Here is a 17,194-nt window from a genome sequence, read left to right on the forward strand (position 1 = left end):
CCCTGACTCCGGTCCTACCGTTGGAACGCTCGGAAGGGCCCGGAAGTTGCGGAATCATACGTCGTTTTCGTCACGCTTGGCGAGTACCGCCGACTGTATCGCGCCCGGACCGAACCGCGCGGTGACCCTGTCCATCACCCGCTCGACGTCCCGCCAGCCGGTCTCCTCCTCCCCCAGGGCCAGCTGGCGCGGGGCCTCCTCCGCCGGGACGACGCCCTCCACGCGCACCCCGACCAGGCGGAGCCGCACCCGCTCCAGCCCGGCCGCCGCGTACAGCGCGCGTGCCACGGCGCTGATCTCCCTGCCCACGTCGGTGGCTTCCGGAAGGGTCCGGGACCGGGTGATGGTGGAGAAATCCGCCCGGCGGAGCTTGACACTCACCGTGCGCCCCACCTGTCCCGAGGCGCGCAGGCGTCGTGCCACCTTCTCCGACAGCCGCAGCAACTCCCGGTTGATCACCTCCGGGTCGCCCACGTCCGCGTCGAAGGTCTCCTCCGCGCCGACGCTCTTGTCGGGGGTCTCGGGGACCACGGGGGTGTCGTCCACCCCGCGCGCCAGCTCCGACAGGCGGGTTCCGGCCTTGGCTCCGAGCTCCGCCCGCAGCAGGTCGGGGTCGGTTCGGGCCAGCGCGCCGACGGTGCGCAGACCCAGCTTCACCAGGGTCTGCTCGGTCTTGTCCCCCACGCCGGGCAGCGCGCCGACCGGGAGCGGGTCGAGGAAGGAGCGGACGTGCCCGGTGGGTACCAGGAGCAGTCCGTCGGGCTTGCAGTGCGTGGAGCCGAGCTTGGCGGCGAACCGGGTGGCGGCCACCCCCACCGAGCATGTGAGCCGTTGCTCGGCGCGGACGCGCTCGCGGATCATCGCGGCGATGCGCACCGGGCCGCCGAGCCGTCTGCGCGCCCCGGAGACGTCCAGGAAGGCCTCGTCGAGGGAGAGCGGCTGTACGAGGGGGGTCACGGACCGCAGGATGTCCATGACGGCCTCGGAGGCCTCCCGGTAGGCGGGGCCGTCCGGGGGGAAGACGATCGCGTCCGGGCACAGCCGCAGCGCGCGCACCATGGGCATCGCGGAGTGGACACCGCGGGCGCGGGCGAGGTAGTCGGCCGAGGAGACCACTCCGCGCGGACCGGTGCCGCCGACGATGACCGGGTGTCCGCGCGACCCGGGGTGCCGCAACTGCTCGACACTGGCGAAGAACGCGTCCATGTCGATGTGCAGGATGTCGCAGCCCGCGTCCGGACCGGATCCGTCGGCGGGGAAGTCCTCGCCCAGGGGGACGATGCCCTCGGGGGCGACCATTCCGCGCAGCGCGGCGCCGCGTTCCAGTTGGCGTCGGCTCATAGGCCCAGGTTACGCCCGCTCCACGCCCTACCGGTGCGCGATGACGTGCAGCTGGGTGGCGATGCCGACCAGCTCCGGGTGTTCGGCCGCCGCCTTCTCCAGCTCCACCAGGTGCTGCCCGGCGTGGGCGTCGCCCTCCCAGGCGTGCCCGGGCAGGACGTCCGCGAAGACCCGCACACCGCGGACGCTCCCGCCGGTCAGCCCGGCCTCGCCGACCAGGGTCAGGAGCTGCTGGCGGGTGAAGCGGCGCGGCATCGGGTCGCCCTCGCCCCACCGGCCCTCGGGGTCGGAGAGCAGGTGGGCGGCGTCGGCGATGTGCCCGGACAGCGCCCGGTGCAGGGCGCCGGCGACGGCGTTGGTCGCCAGGAGGCTGACCGCGCCGCCCGGTCGGGTCACCCCGACCACGTCGCGCAGCGCCGCGGCGGGGTCGTCGACGTACTCCAGCACGTTGTGCACCAGGACCAGATCGGCGCTGCCCGGGGCGAACAGCGAGGCGAGGTCCCGGGTCTCGCCCTGGACGCCGCGCACGGTGACGCCGCGTTCGGCGGCACGGCGCTCCAGGGCGGCCAGGGAGTCCGGGCTCGGCTCGACGACGGTCACGCGGTGGCCGAGTTCGGCGAGCGGGACGGCGGCGCCGCCGGTGCCGCCACCCGCGTCGACGATCTCCAGGGGCCCGGCGCCGAGGCGGGCCAACAGGTCCGCGAGCGCGTCCCACACCACGGCGGTCCGAGCGGCGTTGGCCGCCCGTCCCGGTCCGGTCGCGCCGCTCGCGGCGAAGCCGACGCCGGTCGCGGTCGCGCTGGTCCTGTCAGTCACCTGGGTCCCCTCAATCCGGTGTCCCGACGTCCGCCCGCGGCGGCCGTCAGAGGGCGAGCTGCGCCTTGTTCTCCATCAAGCGTGACAGAAGGCCGCTGACGAAGTTCGGCGACTCGTCGGTGGACAGCTCCTTGGCCACACCGACGGCCTCGGCGATGGCGACGCCGTCCGGGATGTCCTGCGCCCACAGCAGCTCGTAGGCGCCCATCCGCAGGATGTTGCGGTCGACGACGGGCATGCGCTCCAGGGTCCAGCCGATGGCGTAGGCGCCCAGCAGCTCGTCGATGCGCGTCCGCCGCTCGTCGACGGCGCGGGCCAGGTTCTCGGTGAACTCGTTGATCGGCGGCTCGGGCTGGGCCCTGCGGCGTTGGATGACGTCCTCGACCGAGATGCCGCGCACCTCGGCCTCGTAGAGGACCTCGACCGCGCGTCGGCGGGCCTTGCGCCGTGCTCCGCTCATCAGTTGACTCGCCCGAGGTAGTCACCCGTGCGGGTGTCGACCTTGACGCGCTCGCCGGTGGTGATGAACAGGGGAACCTGGATGGTGGCGCCGGTCTCGACGGTGGCGGGCTTGGTGCCGCCGGTGGAGCGGTCGCCCTGGACGCCGGGGTCGGTCTGGGTGATCTCCATCTCGACGGCGGCGGGCAGCTCGACGTAGAGCGGGTTGCCCTCGTTGGTGGCCACCGTGACCTTGGTGTTCTCCAGGAGGAAGTTGGCGTTGTCGCCCACGACGGCGGACCCGACCTCGAGCTGCTCGTAGGTGGAGGAGTCCATGAACACGAAGTTCGTGCCGTCGTTGTAGAGGTACTCCATGTCACGACGGTCGACGTCGGCGAACTCGACCTTGGCACCGGCGTTGAACGTCCTGTCGACGATCTTGCCCGTGAGGACGTTCTTCAGCTTGGTGCGGACGAACGCGCCGCCCTTGCCCGGCTTGACGTGCTGGAACTCCAGGACGTTCCAGAGGACGCCGTCGAGTCGCAGGGTCTTGCCGTTCTTGATGTCGTTCGTCGTGGCCACTTCGGTCGTCTCTCCCAGGGGTGTGACACGTCGGGGACCGGACGCGCTGTTCCGGTCGGTGCTCGGTGGTTCGGAGCGCGGCTCCGCGGCTGTCCGCGTCCTGACCAGCGACGGCGGGCAGCCTGGGGCGCACCCCTCCTGCGGCCAGTCTAGTGGCTTCGCGGGACGCGGGTGCCGCCGGCGACCGCGCGGTAGGCGGTGTCCAGCAGCTCGGGTGCGGGAGCGCTGAGGATAGCGGGGGCTGCGAGGGCGTCCAGGACGACGAAGCGCAGGGTGGCGCCGCGGGCCTTCTTGTCGACGCTCATCGCGGCCCGCAGCTCGGGCCAGGCCTCGGGCGCGTAGGACACGGGCAGGCCGACCGAGGTGAGCAGGGAGCGGTGGCGTTCGACCAGGTCGGCGCCGATGCGGCCGTCGAGGCGGGCGAGTTCGGCGGCGAAGACCATGCCGATGGAGACCGCGTAGCCGTGCCGGAAGGTGTAGTTCTCGGCGCGCTCGATGGCGTGGCCGAGCGTGTGGCCGTAGTTGAGGATCTCGCGGCGACCGCTCTCCCTGAGGTCTCCGGAGACGACGTCGGCCTTGACGCGGACGGCGCGTTCGACGAGCTCGCGGGTGTGCTTGCCCTCGGGGCGGGTGGCGCCCTCGGGGTCGTCCTCGACGAGGTCGCAGATGACGGGGTCGTCGATGAACCCGGCCTTGATGACCTCGGCGAGGCCGCCCACGTAGTCGGCGCGGGGCAGGCTCGGCAGAGTGGCCAGGTCGCACAGGACGCCCGCGGGCGGGTGGAAGGCTCCGACGAGGTTCTTGCCCTCGGGGGTGTTGATGCCGGTCTTGCCCCCGACCGCGGCGTCGACCATGCCCAGGAGGGTGGTGGGCACCAGGACCGAGCGGACGCCGCGCAGCCAGGAGGCGGCGACGAAACCGGACAGGTCGGTGGTGGCGCCGCCGCCGACGCCGACGATCGCGTCGCTGCGGGTGAAGCTGTACCGGCCCAGGCGGGACCAGAGGTCGGCGGCCACGGCGGCGGTCTTGGCGGCCTCGCCGTCCGGGACGGGCATGGGCCGGACCGTGTGACCGGCCGCCTCCAGCACGCCGACGACGGGGCGGGCGATCTCGCCGAGTCCCTCGGGGTGGACCACGGCGACCTGGGCCGCCTGTCCGACCAGTGCGGGCAGCTCGGAGAGGATTCCGCTGCCGACCACCACGTCGTAGCGGCCGGAGGAGTCGCCGACACCGATCCGGGTCACGGTCACTGCTGGGCCTTTCCCGTCGTCCGCCCGTGCCCGAGGGTGGGCAGGATGGCGTCGACGATCTCTTCGGGGTGCTGGTCCGTGGTGGGCACGGTGACGGTGGCCAGGGCCTCGTAGACGGGCAGCCGCTCGTCGAGCAGCTTGCGGAGCCTGGTGCGCGGGTTGCCCGCGAGCAGGGGCCGGGCCACGTCCATGCCGACGCGCTTGGCCGCCTCGGCGAACTCGACCTGGAGGTAGACGACGTGGTGTCCGGCAAGGTCGGCGCGGGTGTCCTCGTTCAGGACGGCGCCGCCGCCGACCGCGATGACGCCCTCCCAGGACCGCAGCCCCTCGGCCACGACCTCGCGCTCCAGGGCGCGGAAGCGGTCCTCGCCGTCCTGGACGAAGATGTCGCCGATCGGCTTGCCCGCGCGCTTCTCGATCTCGGTGTCGGTGCACAGCAGATCCGCGCCGAGGCGCTCGGCCAGCGCCCGCCCGACGGTCGACTTCCCCGACCCCGGGGATCCGATGAGCACCGCGATCGCTCTGGCCACACTCGCCTGCCTTGGTCCGCCCCGCGTACGCGGGGACATCAGCCGTTCTTCCTCGTCGCCCTCCGTCCGGCGGAGGGCCGCCCCGCGGTGGGCCCGGCGCCGGGCCGGGCCCGCCGCCTCAGCGGATGGTGAGCGAGTCCAGGTATCCGCGCAGGTTGCGCGCGGTCTCGGCCACCGAGTCCCCGCCGAACTTCTCCACGGCGGCCTCGGCCAGGACCAGCGCGACCATGGCCTCGGCGACCACACCGGCGGCCGGGACCGCGGTGACGTCGCTGCGCTGGTGGTGGGCCTGGGCGGGCTCGCCCGTCTCGGTGTCGATGGTGTCGAGCGCCCGGGGGACGGTGGCGATCGGCTTCATCGCGGCGCGGACGCGCAGCGGGTCGCCGGTGGTCATGCCGCCCTCGACACCGCCCGCGCGGTTGGTCCGGCGGCGCACGCCGTCGGGGCCGGGCTCGATCTCGTCGTGGGCGACGGAGCCGCGGCGCGCGGCCGTGCGGAAGCCGTCGCCGACCTCGACGCCCTTGATGGCCTGGATCCCCATCAGGGCGCCGGCGAGCCGGGCGTCCAGACGGCGGTCCCAGTGGACGTGGCTGCCCAGACCGGGCGGCAGTCCGTAGGCCAGCACCTCGACCACGCCGCCGAGGGTGTCGCCGGACTTCTTGGTGTCGTCGATCTCCTCGACCATGCGGGCGCTGGTCTCGGCGTCGAAGCAGCGCACCGGGTCGGCGTCGACGGCGGCCAGGTCCTCGGGGCGGGGCTCGGGCGAGCCCTCGGGCACCTCGACCTGGCCCATGGACACGACGTGGCTGAGGATCTCCACGCCCAGCGCCTGACGGCAGAACTGGCGGGCGACCTCGCCCACGGCGACCCGGGCGGCGGTCTCACGGGCGCTGGCGCGCTCCAGGATCGGCCGGGACTCCTCGTGGCCGTACTTCTGCATGCCGACCAGGTCGGCGTGCCCGGGGCGCGGGCGCGTGAGCGGCTCGTTGCGCGCCACGCCCTCCAGCTCCTCGGCGGGCACCGGATCGGGAGACATCACCTTCTCCCACTTGGGCCACTCGGTGTTGCCCACCTCGATCGCGACCGGTCCCCCCTGGGTCCGGCCGTGTCGGATGCCTCCGATGACGGAGACCTCGTCCTTCTCGAACTTCATCCTGGCACCACGGCCGTACCCGGCGCGGCGGCGGAGCAGTGCGGCGGCGATGTCGTCAGAGGTGACGGACACACCGGCCGGAAGGCCCTCCAGAATCGCGACGAGTGCCGGTCCGTGGGACTCCCCCGCGGTCAGCCAACGCAACATGTCCACGATCCTCCCATGGATCGTCGCCGGACGCGGCATCGGATATCACCATCCGGACACCAGGGGCCGCCCGGCCAGCACGGTGGCGAGGGTGGCGGCGACCAGGAAGGGCCCCAACGGGAACGGATCGCGCCGGGCGACGCGGCGCGACACGAGGAGGGCCGCCACGACCAGGCTGAACGCCGTGAAGGCCCAGAAGACCGCGACCAGGGCGCCCAGCGGTCCCGCGGTCCACCCGCAGTACAGGCCGGTCAGGCCGGAGATCTTGACGTCGCCGAAGCCCAGGCCCCTGGGGTTGACGCGCCACAGCAGCCAGAACAACACGGTGACCAGGGCCATGCCCGTGAGGGCGTCCACGGCCGCGTCGAGGTCGGGGCCGCCGGGCGCGAGCAGGACCGCCGCGGTCACGAGCAGTCCCGCCACCGGGTAGGCGGGGGCGAGGAGGTCGTTGGGCAGCCGCAGGACACGGATGTCGACGACGGCCAGCGGCACACCGGTGACCACCAGCCACAGGACGGCCAGGTGCCCGAACGGGAACGAGGAGGACTGGTGGACGGCCAGCGCCCCGGTGAGGCCGAAGAGTACGGCGGTGGCGACGACGACCGCGGGGTGCGGGCGCACGACCCGTTCGCAGTGCGGGCAACGGCCGGTCCGGCGGAAGCCGCGGTCGGCCACGGCGGGCAGGGCGCGGACGAAGCGGAGTTCGGCCAGGCAGTGCGGGCAGCGCGGCGGGGGCGGTCCCTCGTCCTCGTCGACGGGGTCGGCCACCGTGTCCGGCCCGGCTGCGGCGGCGCCGTCGCCTGGATCCGCGGCCCCCGCCGACGCGGCGCCGCCCTCGGCCCGGCGGGAGTCGCGCGGCTCCGGCGCCCCGGCGCGCTGGCCGGGCGGGCCCGGGCGGGCGGCCCCGAACAGGTGCACGAGGCGTCCGGTGGCCAGGCCGACCAGCGCTCCGCACAGCCCGAGCAGGACCGCGACGGCGGCGGTGACCAGCCAGAGCTGGGGCGGGAGCGAGGACAGGGCGGGGGTGGTCATAGTCGGAAAGTTACCGTCGAAACGGGCGCGGCGACAGTGCCCGACGCCGGCCTGTGGACGACCCGGGCGCGGTCAGTCCCGGTCCCTGCGGGCCCGCACGACGGCGCTGAGTTCGATCCCGCCGGGCAGGACGTGGCCGAGTTCGGCCCGCAGCCGTTCGGCCACCCGGCGCAGGGCCTCGTCGTCGCGCCGGTCGAGTTCGAGGCGGATGCCGAGTTCGGCCCGTTCGGAGTCGTGCACGCGCACGCGCCCGATCCCGAACTCGGCGTGGGTCACGCGGTAGACGAGCGCGAGGACCTGCGGGTCCTCCTTGGGCTCGGGCACGTGGCCGTGTTCGGCGAGCAGACCGAGGAAGCGCCCCTGGACGGTGTAGGGCAGCGGCCCGGAGACGTCCAGGACCAGGGCGTCGGCGCCCTCCTCCACGGCGGCCTTGCACGCGTCCTGGGTGGTGAACGGGACGGGGCGGGCGTCGGGGCGCCAGCGCCGGACCGCGTCCACCGAGGTGAAGGCGAGCACCCCGCGACGGCCGTCCTTGCCGGTCATGATCGGGACCGCGACCTCGCTCGCCTTGTCCTTGGTGAGCCCGGCCGCGCCGGTCTCCGTCTCGGTGGCCACGGCGACGACGGGGATGAGCACCCGGGAACCGGCGAGCACGGACAGGACCTGGCGGTCGCCGACGCGGCCCGCCGCGTGGTCGCGCAGGCGCGCTTCGACCTCGGGGTCGGCGCTGCCGTCGTCGTCACGGAATTTCTGGGCGCCGATGATGGATGGTCTGCTCACAGGGCCCGACTCTACCGGGCGCCGCCGCGCGGCGGCGTGGCTCAGGGGGAGCCCTGTCCCCGGGGCACGCGGGTCTCACCCTCCAGTGCGGTGACGATCTCACCGAGTTGGGCGACCTGGGAGCGGTCCAACCGGTCGAACAGCAAAGTGCGCACGCACGCGGCGTGGCCGGGGGCGGCCCGGTCCAGGAGCGCGGCCCCCTCGTCGGTGAGGACGGCCCAGAGTCCGCGCCGGTCGTCGTCGCAGTGCTCACGGAGCACGAACCCGTCGCGTTCGAGGCGGGCGACCTGGTGGGACAGGCGGCTCTTGGACACGATGACGCTGTCGGCGAGCACCCGCATCCGCAGCCGTCGGCCCTCGGCCTCGGAGAGGTGGACGAGGATGCCGTACTCGACGAGGGAGATCCCGCACCGGGAGCGCAGGTCCTTCTCCAGGTCGTGGTAGAGCGCCGCGTTGGCTCTGAGGAAGCCGCGCCAGACGCGCTGTTCGTCGGCGTCGAGCCAGGTGGCATTCTCCATCTCTCCATCCTATCGACGCGGCCCGGGAGGGGCTGGCCGAATCATTCCCCTTCCAAGGAAGATACTTCTGCGCTACCTTGTTGCAAGCAAGAGAGAGGGACCTCGCCCGGGTCCCGCCAGCGAGGGAGACACACCATGGCAGCGCAGGAACTCAAGGCAGGCACCTGGAACATCGACCCCGCCCACTCGGTGGTCGGCTTCTCGGTACGCCACATGATGGTGAGCAAGGTGCGCGGGCGCTTCGAGAAGTTCGAGGCCACGCTCACCGTCCCGGAGGACCCGACCCGGTCCTCGGTGGTCGCGACCATCGACGCCGCCTCGATCAACACCGACAACGCCGACCGCGACAACCACGTCCGGTCCGCCGACTTCTTCCACGTCGAGACGCACCCGGAGTTCTCGTTCCGCTCCACGGGCCTGAAGGCCAAGGGCGACGAGTTCGTCCTCGCGGGCGACCTGACGATCAAGGGCGTCACGCACCCGGTCGAGCTCGCGCTGGAGTTCAACGGCTCCACGCTCGACCCCTTCGGCCTGGAGCGCGCCGGGTTCTCCGCCACCACCACGATCAGCCGCAAGCAGTTCGGCGTGGACATCGAGCTGCCGATGGACGGCGGCGGCGTGGTCGTCGGCGACAAGATCGCGATCGAGATCGACGCCGAGTTCACCCGGCAGGCCTAGGGGCCCGGGGGACCCCGCGCCGGGCCGCGTGGGCGGACACCTGGTCGTCCGACGCGGGGAACGGCTGTCCGGCCCAACGTGACGACACACTGTCACGAAAAGGCGGGGCCTCGGTTATCGTCAGTGGGGGAGGGCGCACGGCGCCCTCCCCCACTCGCGTCCGCGACCAGACCACGGGAGTCCACGTGCCCGCCAACCCCTTCTCCGACGAGGTCGTCACCGCCGTCACCGCGCACATGAACGGCGACCACCCGGAGGACACCCTCGTCATCTGCCGCGCCCTGGGCGGCCATCCCGGGGCCACGGCGGCCCGGATGACCGGCCTGGACGGCGACGGCGGCGACTACGCGGTCACGGTGCGGGGCGTCGAGCTCGCCGTCCGCATCCCCTGGGCGCGTCCGCTCACCGAGCGCGCCCAGATCCGCGCCGAGGTCGTGCGCATGTACCGGGAGGCCTGCGAGCGGCTCGGCGTCGCACCGCGCGGCCACTGACGCTCCCGCCGCGCACCGCGGTCGGCCGTTCCGTGCCCGGCGCCCCGGAACTCCCACGGGCCACCGGGAGTCCAAGGGGGTACGGAGGTGAACGGCGGCCCGGGCGGCCCCACCGCGCGCGGCGCGTCCCAGCACCTAGTGTGGAAGGGTCAGCCGATCCCCCGGACACCTCACCCGACCAGCTACCGAAGGGTGGCCCCGACCTCGATGGTCACGCCCGAACCCGGTGACGAGAACGCGCCGACCCGAAGGATCGAACCCACCGCGCCGACCACGCGGACCGGACCCGCCGCGGGCGCCACGCGGTGGGTCACGCGCGTGCTGCGGCCCGGCTCCGCCCAGACGGAGGACGACGCGCCCACGCGCGTGGTCGGGCCCGCCGCGGACAGGACCGGCGTCCTGCCCGGCGGCACCCGCGCGGACGCTCCGGAGCCCCGGACCGCGCGGACTCGCGGCACCGCCGCCGGCCGAACGCCCGACGGCCCGGGCGGCGGCTGGTGGCGAACGCTCCTGGGCCCCGTCCTGGACTGGCTGACCCGCGTGGTCTCCCGCGTGGTGGTCGGGCCCGCGGGCGACCTGGACTACGCCGTCCCCACCGACCTGCGCCGCCGCTACCGGATCCTCGGCCACCTGGGATCGGGCGGCGAGGCCGTCGTCTACCTCGCCGAGCCCGCCGACGCCCCCGGCCGCCGGCTCGCGCTCAAGGTGTACCGGCCCGGGCACGACGTCAACCGCGAACTCCTCGACCGCCTGCGCGCCCGGGGCACCGCCTCACCGCACACCCCCGCCGTCCAGGGCTACGGCACCGCCTCCAGTTCCTGGGGCGAGAGCCTGGCCTGGGAGGCACAGGAGTACTTCTCCCTGGGATCGTTGCGCACGGTCATGGACGAGGCCCCGCTGGACGACGCGCGCGCCCGCGCGGTGGTCTCCGCCGTCGCCGAGTGCCTGCACCACTGGCAGAACGACCTCCAGCACAACCACACCGACGTCAAGCCCGAGAACCTCCTCCTGCGCTCCCTCGACCCGCCCGTGGTCGCCCTCACCGACTTCGGCGGCGCGGTCCGCGCCACGATGAGCCGTGTGTACGGAGGGCTGGCGGTCACCGAGGACTACGCCGCCCCCGAGGTGATCGAGGGCCGCCGCGAGGCCCCGGCCGCCTGGTGGTCCCTGGGCGTCATGGTCCACGAGCTGGTCACCGGCCGCCGCCCCGAGCGCGGCGGCAACTGGCTCACCGCCCGCAACACCGAGGTCGACGTCTCGGCGGTCACCGACGAACGCTGGCGCCTGCTCGTGCGCGGCCTGCTCGCGCCCTCCCCCTCCGCCCGGTGGGGCCACGACGAGGTCGCCCAGTGGCTGGCCGGTGAGCGGCCCCAGATCCGGACCGCGCGCCGCACCCGCCCGATCGTCTTCGCCGGGGCCAGCCACGAGGACCCGCCCAGCCTGGCCTTCGACCTGCTCGACCGCTCCGACACCGGCGCGATGTGGCTGCGCACGCACTGGCCGGAGCTGCGCAGTTGGTTGGACCGCGAGGTCAACGACTACACCTTCGACCGCTCGTACCTGACCGGGCTCGACGACAGCCCCCAGCTGGCGCACGTGGCCATCAGCGCGCTGGCGGCCCGCTACGTCCCGGGCATGCCGCCCCGGTTCCGCGGCCACGAGATCGGCGCGGACGGACTCCTGGCGTTGGCCTCCGGCGAGGCGAGCCGTCACGCGGTGGTGCGCGAGGCGGTCGCGGCGGGAGCCGTGGGGCTGGCGGCGCAGCACTGGTGCCCGCACCCGTCCTGCCGTTCGGGCGGGTCCGGCCGGTGCGCCCTGCTGGAACGGGTCCAGCACGAGGTCCCGCTGGTCATGCGCAAGGTGGTCGAGACCGTCGAGCGGCTGGTCGGATCGGGCGCCGACGCGCCCCGGCGACCCGAGCCGCACGAGGTGGACTCCGCGTGGGCCCGTGCGGTCGAGCTGGTCCTGGACCCCGGTTCCGCCTCGGCCCACCGCTCGGTGCTGCGCCGCCAGTCGTGGCACCCGACCGAGCGCAGCGCCGCTCCGCACGCGCCCTGGTGGGTCGAACAGCGGCGCCTGGCCCTGCGCGACGGCAGGGGCGGTGACACGGTCGCCATCCGCGCCGCCCTGGTCACCGCCGCGCTCCTGCTGCCCGAGGCGGTCCGGGTCGGGGGGCTGGTCTCCGAACGGGAACGCGCCGACGGACGGGCCCGGCGGCAGGACCGGTGGGCGTCGCTGTCCGGGGCGGCGCGCGAGCGCTGGGACGGAGCCAGGGAGCGTTGGGACGGAGCCCGCCGGCGCCGCGCCCAGGCGGCCACCGCCCCGACCCGGCCGGACCAGCCGCCGGCGGCGGGACCCTACGGGTACGGGGCCCCGGATCCGCGGAACGGGGAGGAGACCTCGCGGTCGCAACGCGCCCAGGAACGGGCCAGGCGCCGCGTCGACCGGACGATGAACCAGATCCAGCGGGCGATGCGGGCGGGCCGGTGCCGCCGGTTCGCCTACCCCGCCGCGCTGCTCGGCCTGGTCGACGGGCTGGGGCGGGTCCTGCGCCCGGACGAGGGCTTCTACCCGGAGAGCGCGTTCGTCACCTCGGTGTACTCGGGCCTGGTGGAGTCGGCGCGCGACGGCGTGCTGGCGGGGCTGTCGCGCGCGGCGGGCGTGGTGACCGGGCTGCTGCCCGAGCCCGTGGAGACCGCGTGGTGGCTGCCGGTGGTGCTGTCGGTGGTGCTGGTGCTGCTGGGACGGTCGGCGGCCAGCCAGCGCAACTCCTCCCGCGCCCGCCGCCGCCTGGCCGCCTTCCGGCTGGCCGTGGCGGGTTCCCTGTTCATGGCGCTGGTCCTGCTGTCGACGGGGCTGGTGGCGCTGGGCTCGGGGGTGCTCATCCCGTTGGACGGACTGCTGGGCTAGGCTGCGCCGCCTCCGGGCGTCCGCCTCGCGGCGCCCCCGCGTCGTCGGCGTCCACCGCCCTCGAACGACGCCTCCGGCGCGGTCCCCTCGGGGTCGCCGTGCCGGGAACCGGGTGCGCGGACGGGTCAGGGACCGTCGATCAGGTCCCGGACGCGCGCGAGGTCCTCGGCGGTGTCGATGTCCTCGGGGCTGGCGATGTCGTCGCAGGCCACGGTGGTCACCAGGTGCGAGTAGGTGCGTAGGAAGGGGCGCGCTCCCACGTCGCGCACGGCCATGGCGTGCACGGTGGACCAGTGCTCGCGGCCCAGCAGTACCGGGTTGCGCGGGTTGCCGCCGTAGGTGGCCACGGCGGCCCGGGCGCCCTGCGCGTGTAGGTGCAGCAGGCGGCGCACCGCCTCGGCGGTGACCAGCGGCTGGTCGGCCAGGGCGACCAGGACGGCGTCCACCGTGTCGGGCAGGGCGTCGATTCCGGCCCGTACCGAGGAGCCCATGCCGCTGGCCCAGTCCGGGTTGAGCACCGTGAGGGCTCCGTGCACGGAGGTGTCGGCGGCGCCCAGCACCACCAGCACGGGCACGCAGCCGCCCTCGGCCAGGGTGCGCACACCCCGGTCGACCAGACGCTGTCCGCCCACCTCCACCAGGGCCTTGGGGCGCCCCAGTCTGCTCCCGGATCCCGCCGCCAACAGCAGCCCCGCGACCGTGCCCGCCCGTTCGCTCCCCGTGTCCGCCGTGTCCCCAGTCACCATGACGCGATGATGCCACGCGGCGGGACGATCCGTGACGAACGCGCGGCGGGCGAGGCGTGCGGCTTTCGGGCGCATACCGCCGACCCCTCCGTGACCAGGCAGTTCACGGGGGGTCGGAATTCGGTTCACCTGTGGAGCTGACCGAATCCGGCCGGAACGAGGGGGAGCGTGTCGCGGTGGATGCGGCCGCTCGTCTCCCGCAGGGCGCGACCGCTCCCGCCCCACCGCGTCTGGACGAGCTCGGCCGCGATGGACACCGCGGTCTCCTCCGGGGTCCTGGCCCCGAGGTCCAGCCCGATCGGTGAGTGCAGGCGTTCCAGGTCCTCCTCGCGCACACCGGCCTCGCGCAGGCGCTCCAGCCGGTCCTCGTGGGTGCGCCGCGAGCCCATCGCGCCGATGTAGCCCGCGCGGGTGGCCAGCGCCGCCTTGATGACGGGGACGTCGAACTTGGGGTCGTGGGTGAGCACGCACACGACCGTGCGCTCGTCGATCTGGTCGGCGATCTCGTCCACGAACACGTGCGGCCACTTCACGACCACCTCGTCGGCGGTGGGGAAGCGCTTGGAGGTGGCGAACACCGGGCGCGCGTCGCAGACCGTGACCCGGTAGCCGAGGTAGGAGCCGAGGTCGGCGACGGCCGCGGCGAAGTCGATCGCGCCGAAGACCAGCATGCGCGGGGCCGGGGCGAAGGACTGGACGAAGACCTCCAGCGCGTCGCCGCGCCGCTGCCCGTCCACGCCGTAGCGCAGGAGGCCCGTGCTGCCCTGGGCGAGCATGCCGCGCACGTCGTCGTCCAGGGCGTCGCTGAGACGGCCGCTGGTCGGCCCCAGGTCGCCCTCGGCGCGGGTGGGCCACACGACCCTGCGCCGGCCCAGACGGCCGGAGTCGGAGGGGTCGGCCACGACGGTGGCGACCGCCACCGGCCGGTGCTCGTCGACGGCCGCGAGCACCGATCCCAGCTCCGGGAAGGTGGCGCGACTGATCGCCTCGACGAACACGTGCAGCGTGCCGCCGCAGGTCAGCCCGACGCTGAAGGCCTCCTCGTCGCTCACCCCGTAGGTGCGGCGGACCGGCTGTCCCGTGCGGATGGCCTCCAGGGCCTCCTCGTAGACCGCCCCCTCCACACAACCGCCGGAGACGGAGCCGACGACCTCGCCCGAGTCGTCCACGGCCATGGCGGCCCCGGGGTCGCGCGGCGCGCTCTTGTCGGTGTCGATCACCGTGGCCAGTGCGAACGTCTCACCAGAGGCGTGGAGATCGGCCACGGCCGCTCGGATGTCCCGCACTCGGTACCCCTTCCGCGTTCCCCCATATGACCTTCGCTACCAACGTATGTGCCCCGCGCAAACCGAAGGGAGTCCCCGTTCCGCCAAGAAACGGGGACCCCCCTGGTAGATCTCTACGAGTCGCCGGGCTCGCGTGCCTCGCCGCGCTCGTGCAGCATCGCGCGGAACTCCTCCAGGTCGCGGCGCGCCCGCTCCCCGTCGGCGCTCTGGATGCCCATCACCGCGAGGGTGGTGCCGTCCGAGAGGTCCACCGAGGGCCAGGGCTCGCCGACGGGCATGCGGATGTCGACGATCTCCGGCCACGCCAGCACGTGGGTGCGGATGCCGTTGACCACGGTCACGTTGTCCTCGGCGGCGACGAGCCTGGGACGGGCGAGCAGGTGGAGGGCGGCGGCGATCGCCGCGCCCAGCAGGACCAGCAGCACCCGGTCCTGCGGTCGCCAGTCGTCGGGGAGGATGACCGTGAGCACGACCATGGTGGCCATGACCAGCAGTCCCAGCCCGTAGGCGACGATCCGCACCGCCCGCGGCCGCCAGGTCCTCGGAAGCGCGGGCCCGCCCGCCGTCTCGTCCACCGGTCGTTCCCTCGTTCTCACCGACTGCTCCAGGTTCAGCGCCGTAGTCCGCGCAGCGCCGCCGCCGCGTCCAGGGCCGCCCAGGCCGCCTCCGCGCCCTTGTCCTCGGCGCTTCCGGGCAGGCCCGCGCGGTCGCGTGCCTGCTCCAGGGTGTCACAGGTGAGCACGCCGTTACCCACGGGGGTGGATTCGCGCAGTGCGACCTCGGTGAGCCCGTGGGTCACCGACTGGCACACGTAGTCGAAGTGCGGGGTGCCGCCGCGGATGACCGCGCCCAGGGCGATGACGGCGTCGTGCTTGCGGGCCAGCTCCTGGGCGAGCACGGGGATCTCGACCGCGCCCGCCACCCGGACCACGACCGGCTCGGCGGCGCCCGAGGCCTTGACGACCTCCATGGCCCGGGCCAGCATCGGTTCGACGATCTGTGCGTTCCAACGGGTGACGACGATGCCCACCGACATCCCCGAGGCGTCGAGCCCCTGGGTGGCTGGGCGACCTTCACCGCTCATGTGTACTCCCTGTGTTCGGATGCGGATGGGGTGCCGGCGCCGACGCGCGAGAGCGGCGGCTGACGGGGCGGCGGATCGGATCCTACTGGGCCACACCGCTCAGATCGTGTCCCATCCGGTCGCGCTTGGTGCGCAGGTAGGTGATGTTGTCCCTGGTCACGAACGAGGGCATGGCCACCCGCCGCACCACGCGCACGCCGTGCGCCGCCAGGCCCTCGGCCTTGGCGGGGTTGTTGGACAGCAGACGCACCGAGGAGATTCCCAGGTCGGTGAGGATCTGGGCGCCCGCGCCGAACTCCCGCGCGTCGGCGGGCAGACCCAGCCGCAGGTTGGCGTCGACGGTGTCCACGCCCTCGTCCTGGAGGCTGTAGGCGCGCAGCTTGTGCAGCAGCCCGATCCCGCGCCCCTCGTGGCCGCCCAGGTAGACGACCACGCCGCGGCCCTCCTCGGCGATGTCGGCCATGGCCGCGTCCAGCTGGGCGCCGCAGTCGCACCGGTGGGAGCCGAAGGCGTCGCCGGTCAGGCACTCCGAGTGCAGGCGGGCCAGGACGTCCGTGCCGTCGGTCAGGTCGCCGTACACGAGTGCGACGTGCTCGGCGCCGTCGGCCGTGCCCTTGAACCCGAGTGCCCGCCACTCGCCGTGCCGGTTGGGCATGCGGGTCTCCACCATGCGGGTGACCAGCGGGGGCGCGGACTGTTCGGGGGTGAGGGTGTGGCCGAGCGCGACGCGGTACGCGGCCAGTTGCTCGACCGAGACCAGCTTCAGTCCGTGCTCGTCGGCGAACGCGCGCAGGCGGGGCAGGCGCGCCATGGTGCCGTCGTCGTTGACCACCTCGGCCAGGACCCCGGCGGGGCGGAGTCCGGCCAGAAGCGCGAAGTCGACGGAGGCCTCGGTGTGCCCCCGGCGGGCCAGGACGCCGCCCGGGCGGGAGCGCAGCGGGAGGATGTGGCCGGGTCGGACGAAGTCGACGGGGCGGCTGTCGGCGGAGGCCAGCAGGCGGATGGTACGCGCCCGGTCTGCGGCGGAGATGCCCGTGGTGACGCCCTCCCGGGCGTCGACGGTCACCGTGTACGCGGTGCGCAGGCTCTCCTCGTTGCGGGCGGTCATCAGGGGGAGGTCGAGTCGGTCCAGGTCGCCGCCCTCCATGGGCACGCACACCACACCCGAGGTGTGGCGGATCATGAACGCCAGGAGTTCGGGGGTGGCGAGTTCGGCGGCGAAGATGATGTCGCCCTCGTTCTCGCGGTCCTCGTCGTCCACGACCACGATGGCGCGGCCGGCGGCGAAGTCGGCGATCGCGTCGTCGATGGAGTCGAGGACCACGGCCGGTCCGGTGGCGTCCGTGGCCCCTGGCGTGGTGTCGGTGACGGTCATTACCGCTCCCTGGAGATGACTGGGTGGTGTGGTGTGT

General features: G+C 73.8%; 18 protein-coding genes. 3 read left to right on the top strand and 15 right to left on the bottom strand.

Annotated elements, in window-relative coordinates:
- Nucleotides 1-54 precede the first annotated feature (54 nt).
- From dinB to ACIBFB_RS02790, 10 genes are all read right to left on the bottom strand, one after another.
- Nucleotides 55-1,341: a DNA polymerase IV gene (dinB, locus tag ACIBFB_RS02745; RefSeq protein ID WP_397225480.1), complete on the bottom strand. Its 1,287-nt coding sequence runs from the start codon at nucleotides 1,339-1,341 to the stop codon at nucleotides 55-57.
- Nucleotides 1,342-1,368: 27 nt separating this feature from the next.
- Nucleotides 1,369-2,157 (bottom strand): methyltransferase domain-containing protein, encoded by a 789-nt coding sequence (locus tag ACIBFB_RS02750; protein WP_397225482.1) that lies wholly within the window; start codon nucleotides 2,155-2,157, stop codon nucleotides 1,369-1,371.
- A 46-nt stretch (nucleotides 2,158-2,203) separates the two neighbouring features.
- Nucleotides 2,204-2,617, bottom strand: a complete 414-nt coding sequence (gene nusB / locus ACIBFB_RS02755; RefSeq protein ID WP_397225484.1) for a transcription antitermination factor NusB — start codon at nucleotides 2,615-2,617, stop codon at nucleotides 2,204-2,206.
- Nucleotides 2,617-3,177, bottom strand: a complete 561-nt coding sequence (gene efp, locus ACIBFB_RS02760; protein ID WP_397225486.1) for an elongation factor P — start codon at nucleotides 3,175-3,177, stop codon at nucleotides 2,617-2,619. Before efp ends, nusB begins: the two co-directional genes overlap by 1 nt.
- A 149-nt stretch (nucleotides 3,178-3,326) precedes the next feature.
- Nucleotides 3,327-4,427: a 3-dehydroquinate synthase gene (gene aroB, locus ACIBFB_RS02765; RefSeq protein ID WP_397225488.1), complete on the bottom strand. Its 1,101-nt coding sequence runs from the start codon at nucleotides 4,425-4,427 to the stop codon at nucleotides 3,327-3,329.
- A complete protein-coding gene (locus ACIBFB_RS02770) occupies nucleotides 4,424-4,939 on the bottom strand; it encodes a shikimate kinase (RefSeq protein ID WP_397226392.1) in 516 nt (171 codons plus the stop codon). The genes aroB and ACIBFB_RS02770 overlap by 4 nt, the downstream gene beginning before the upstream one ends.
- A 136-nt stretch (nucleotides 4,940-5,075) precedes the next feature.
- Complete coding sequence (gene aroC, locus ACIBFB_RS02775; protein ID WP_397225490.1) at nucleotides 5,076-6,257, bottom strand: chorismate synthase; 1,182 nt, start codon at nucleotides 6,255-6,257, stop codon at nucleotides 5,076-5,078.
- Nucleotides 6,258-6,302: 45 nt separating this feature from the next.
- Nucleotides 6,303-7,289 carry a prepilin peptidase gene (locus tag ACIBFB_RS02780; protein ID WP_397225492.1) on the bottom strand — a complete coding sequence of 329 codons (987 nt, stop codon included), beginning with the start codon at nucleotides 7,287-7,289 and terminating at the stop codon, nucleotides 6,303-6,305.
- 72 nt (nucleotides 7,290-7,361) lie between these two features.
- Nucleotides 7,362-8,069, bottom strand: a complete 708-nt coding sequence (locus ACIBFB_RS02785; RefSeq protein ID WP_397225494.1) for an SseB family protein — start codon at nucleotides 8,067-8,069, stop codon at nucleotides 7,362-7,364.
- Between the two features lie 41 nt (nucleotides 8,070-8,110).
- Entirely contained in the window at nucleotides 8,111-8,587 is a 477-nt protein-coding gene (locus ACIBFB_RS02790) for a MarR family winged helix-turn-helix transcriptional regulator (protein ID WP_397225496.1), read from the bottom strand.
- Nucleotides 8,588-8,722: 135 nt separating this feature from the next.
- Here ACIBFB_RS02790 and ACIBFB_RS02795 point away from each other — a divergent pair, with 135 nt between their 5' ends.
- The 3 genes from ACIBFB_RS02795 to ACIBFB_RS02805 all read left to right on the top strand — a co-directional run bounded on the left by ACIBFB_RS02795 (nucleotide 8,723) and on the right by ACIBFB_RS02805 (nucleotide 12,666).
- Nucleotides 8,723-9,265, top strand: a complete 543-nt coding sequence (locus ACIBFB_RS02795) for a YceI family protein (protein WP_397225498.1) — start codon at nucleotides 8,723-8,725, stop codon at nucleotides 9,263-9,265.
- Nucleotides 9,266-9,501: 236 nt separating this feature from the next.
- The gene (locus ACIBFB_RS02800; protein WP_397226394.1) at nucleotides 9,502-9,756 is read left to right on the top strand and encodes a DUF2470 domain-containing protein; all 255 of its coding nucleotides are present in this window, start codon (nucleotides 9,502-9,504) and stop codon (nucleotides 9,754-9,756) included.
- A gap of 207 nt (nucleotides 9,757-9,963) precedes the next feature.
- Nucleotides 9,964-12,666, top strand: a complete 2,703-nt coding sequence (locus ACIBFB_RS02805) for a protein kinase (protein WP_397226396.1) — start codon at nucleotides 9,964-9,966, stop codon at nucleotides 12,664-12,666.
- 125 nt (nucleotides 12,667-12,791) lie between these two features.
- Here ACIBFB_RS02805 and ACIBFB_RS02810 read toward each other — a convergent pair whose 3' ends face one another.
- From ACIBFB_RS02810 to ACIBFB_RS02830, 5 genes are all read right to left on the bottom strand, one after another.
- The gene (locus ACIBFB_RS02810) at nucleotides 12,792-13,412 is read right to left on the bottom strand and encodes an NTP transferase domain-containing protein (protein ID WP_397225500.1); all 621 of its coding nucleotides are present in this window, start codon (nucleotides 13,410-13,412) and stop codon (nucleotides 12,792-12,794) included.
- Between the two features lie 125 nt (nucleotides 13,413-13,537).
- On the bottom strand, nucleotides 13,538-14,698 hold the full coding sequence (locus tag ACIBFB_RS02815; protein WP_397225502.1) for an XdhC family protein: 1,161 nt from the start codon (nucleotides 14,696-14,698) through the stop codon (nucleotides 13,538-13,540).
- 113 nt (nucleotides 14,699-14,811) lie between these two features.
- Nucleotides 14,812-15,273, bottom strand: a complete 462-nt coding sequence (locus ACIBFB_RS02820; RefSeq protein ID WP_397225504.1) for a PH domain-containing protein — start codon at nucleotides 15,271-15,273, stop codon at nucleotides 14,812-14,814.
- A gap of 35 nt (nucleotides 15,274-15,308) precedes the next feature.
- A complete protein-coding gene (gene ribH / locus ACIBFB_RS02825; RefSeq protein WP_397225506.1) occupies nucleotides 15,309-15,782 on the bottom strand; it encodes a 6,7-dimethyl-8-ribityllumazine synthase in 474 nt (157 codons plus the stop codon).
- A gap of 82 nt (nucleotides 15,783-15,864) precedes the next feature.
- On the bottom strand, nucleotides 15,865-17,157 hold the full coding sequence (locus ACIBFB_RS02830) for a bifunctional 3,4-dihydroxy-2-butanone-4-phosphate synthase/GTP cyclohydrolase II (protein ID WP_397225508.1): 1,293 nt from the start codon (nucleotides 17,155-17,157) through the stop codon (nucleotides 15,865-15,867).
- Between the last annotated feature and the right edge of the window lie 37 nt (nucleotides 17,158-17,194).

Origin of the sequence: Nocardiopsis sp. NPDC050513 (assembly GCF_044457925.1) — a bacterium.
Classification (GTDB): domain Bacteria; phylum Actinomycetota; class Actinomycetes; order Streptosporangiales; family Streptosporangiaceae; genus Nocardiopsis.

What these genes read in the sequence shown, in the direction of transcription:
- dinB (WP_397225480.1), bottom strand. Translation starts at nt 1,341, where the DNA reads ATGAGCCGACGCCAACTGGAACGCGGCGCCGCGCTGCGCGGAATGGTC.
- nusB (WP_397225484.1), bottom strand. Translation starts at nt 2,617, where the DNA reads ATGAGCGGAGCACGGCGCAAGGCCCGCCGACGCGCGGTCGAGGTCCTC.
- aroC (WP_397225490.1), bottom strand. Translation starts at nt 6,257, where the DNA reads ATGTTGCGTTGGCTGACCGCGGGGGAGTCCCACGGACCGGCACTCGTC.
- ACIBFB_RS02780 (WP_397225492.1), bottom strand. Translation starts at nt 7,289, where the DNA reads ATGACCACCCCCGCCCTGTCCTCGCTCCCGCCCCAGCTCTGGCTGGTC.
- ACIBFB_RS02790 (WP_397225496.1), bottom strand. Translation starts at nt 8,587, where the DNA reads ATGGAGAATGCCACCTGGCTCGACGCCGACGAACAGCGCGTCTGGCGC.
- ACIBFB_RS02795 (WP_397225498.1), top strand. Translation starts at nt 8,723, where the DNA reads ATGGCAGCGCAGGAACTCAAGGCAGGCACCTGGAACATCGACCCCGCC.
- ACIBFB_RS02800 (WP_397226394.1), top strand. Translation starts at nt 9,502, where the DNA reads ATGAACGGCGACCACCCGGAGGACACCCTCGTCATCTGCCGCGCCCTG.
- ACIBFB_RS02805 (WP_397226396.1), top strand. Translation starts at nt 9,964, where the DNA reads ATGGTCACGCCCGAACCCGGTGACGAGAACGCGCCGACCCGAAGGATC.
- ACIBFB_RS02810 (WP_397225500.1), bottom strand. Translation starts at nt 13,412, where the DNA reads ATGGTGACTGGGGACACGGCGGACACGGGGAGCGAACGGGCGGGCACG.
- ribH (WP_397225506.1), bottom strand. Translation starts at nt 15,782, where the DNA reads ATGAGCGGTGAAGGTCGCCCAGCCACCCAGGGGCTCGACGCCTCGGGG.
- ACIBFB_RS02830 (WP_397225508.1), bottom strand. Translation starts at nt 17,157, where the DNA reads ATGACCGTCACCGACACCACGCCAGGGGCCACGGACGCCACCGGACCG.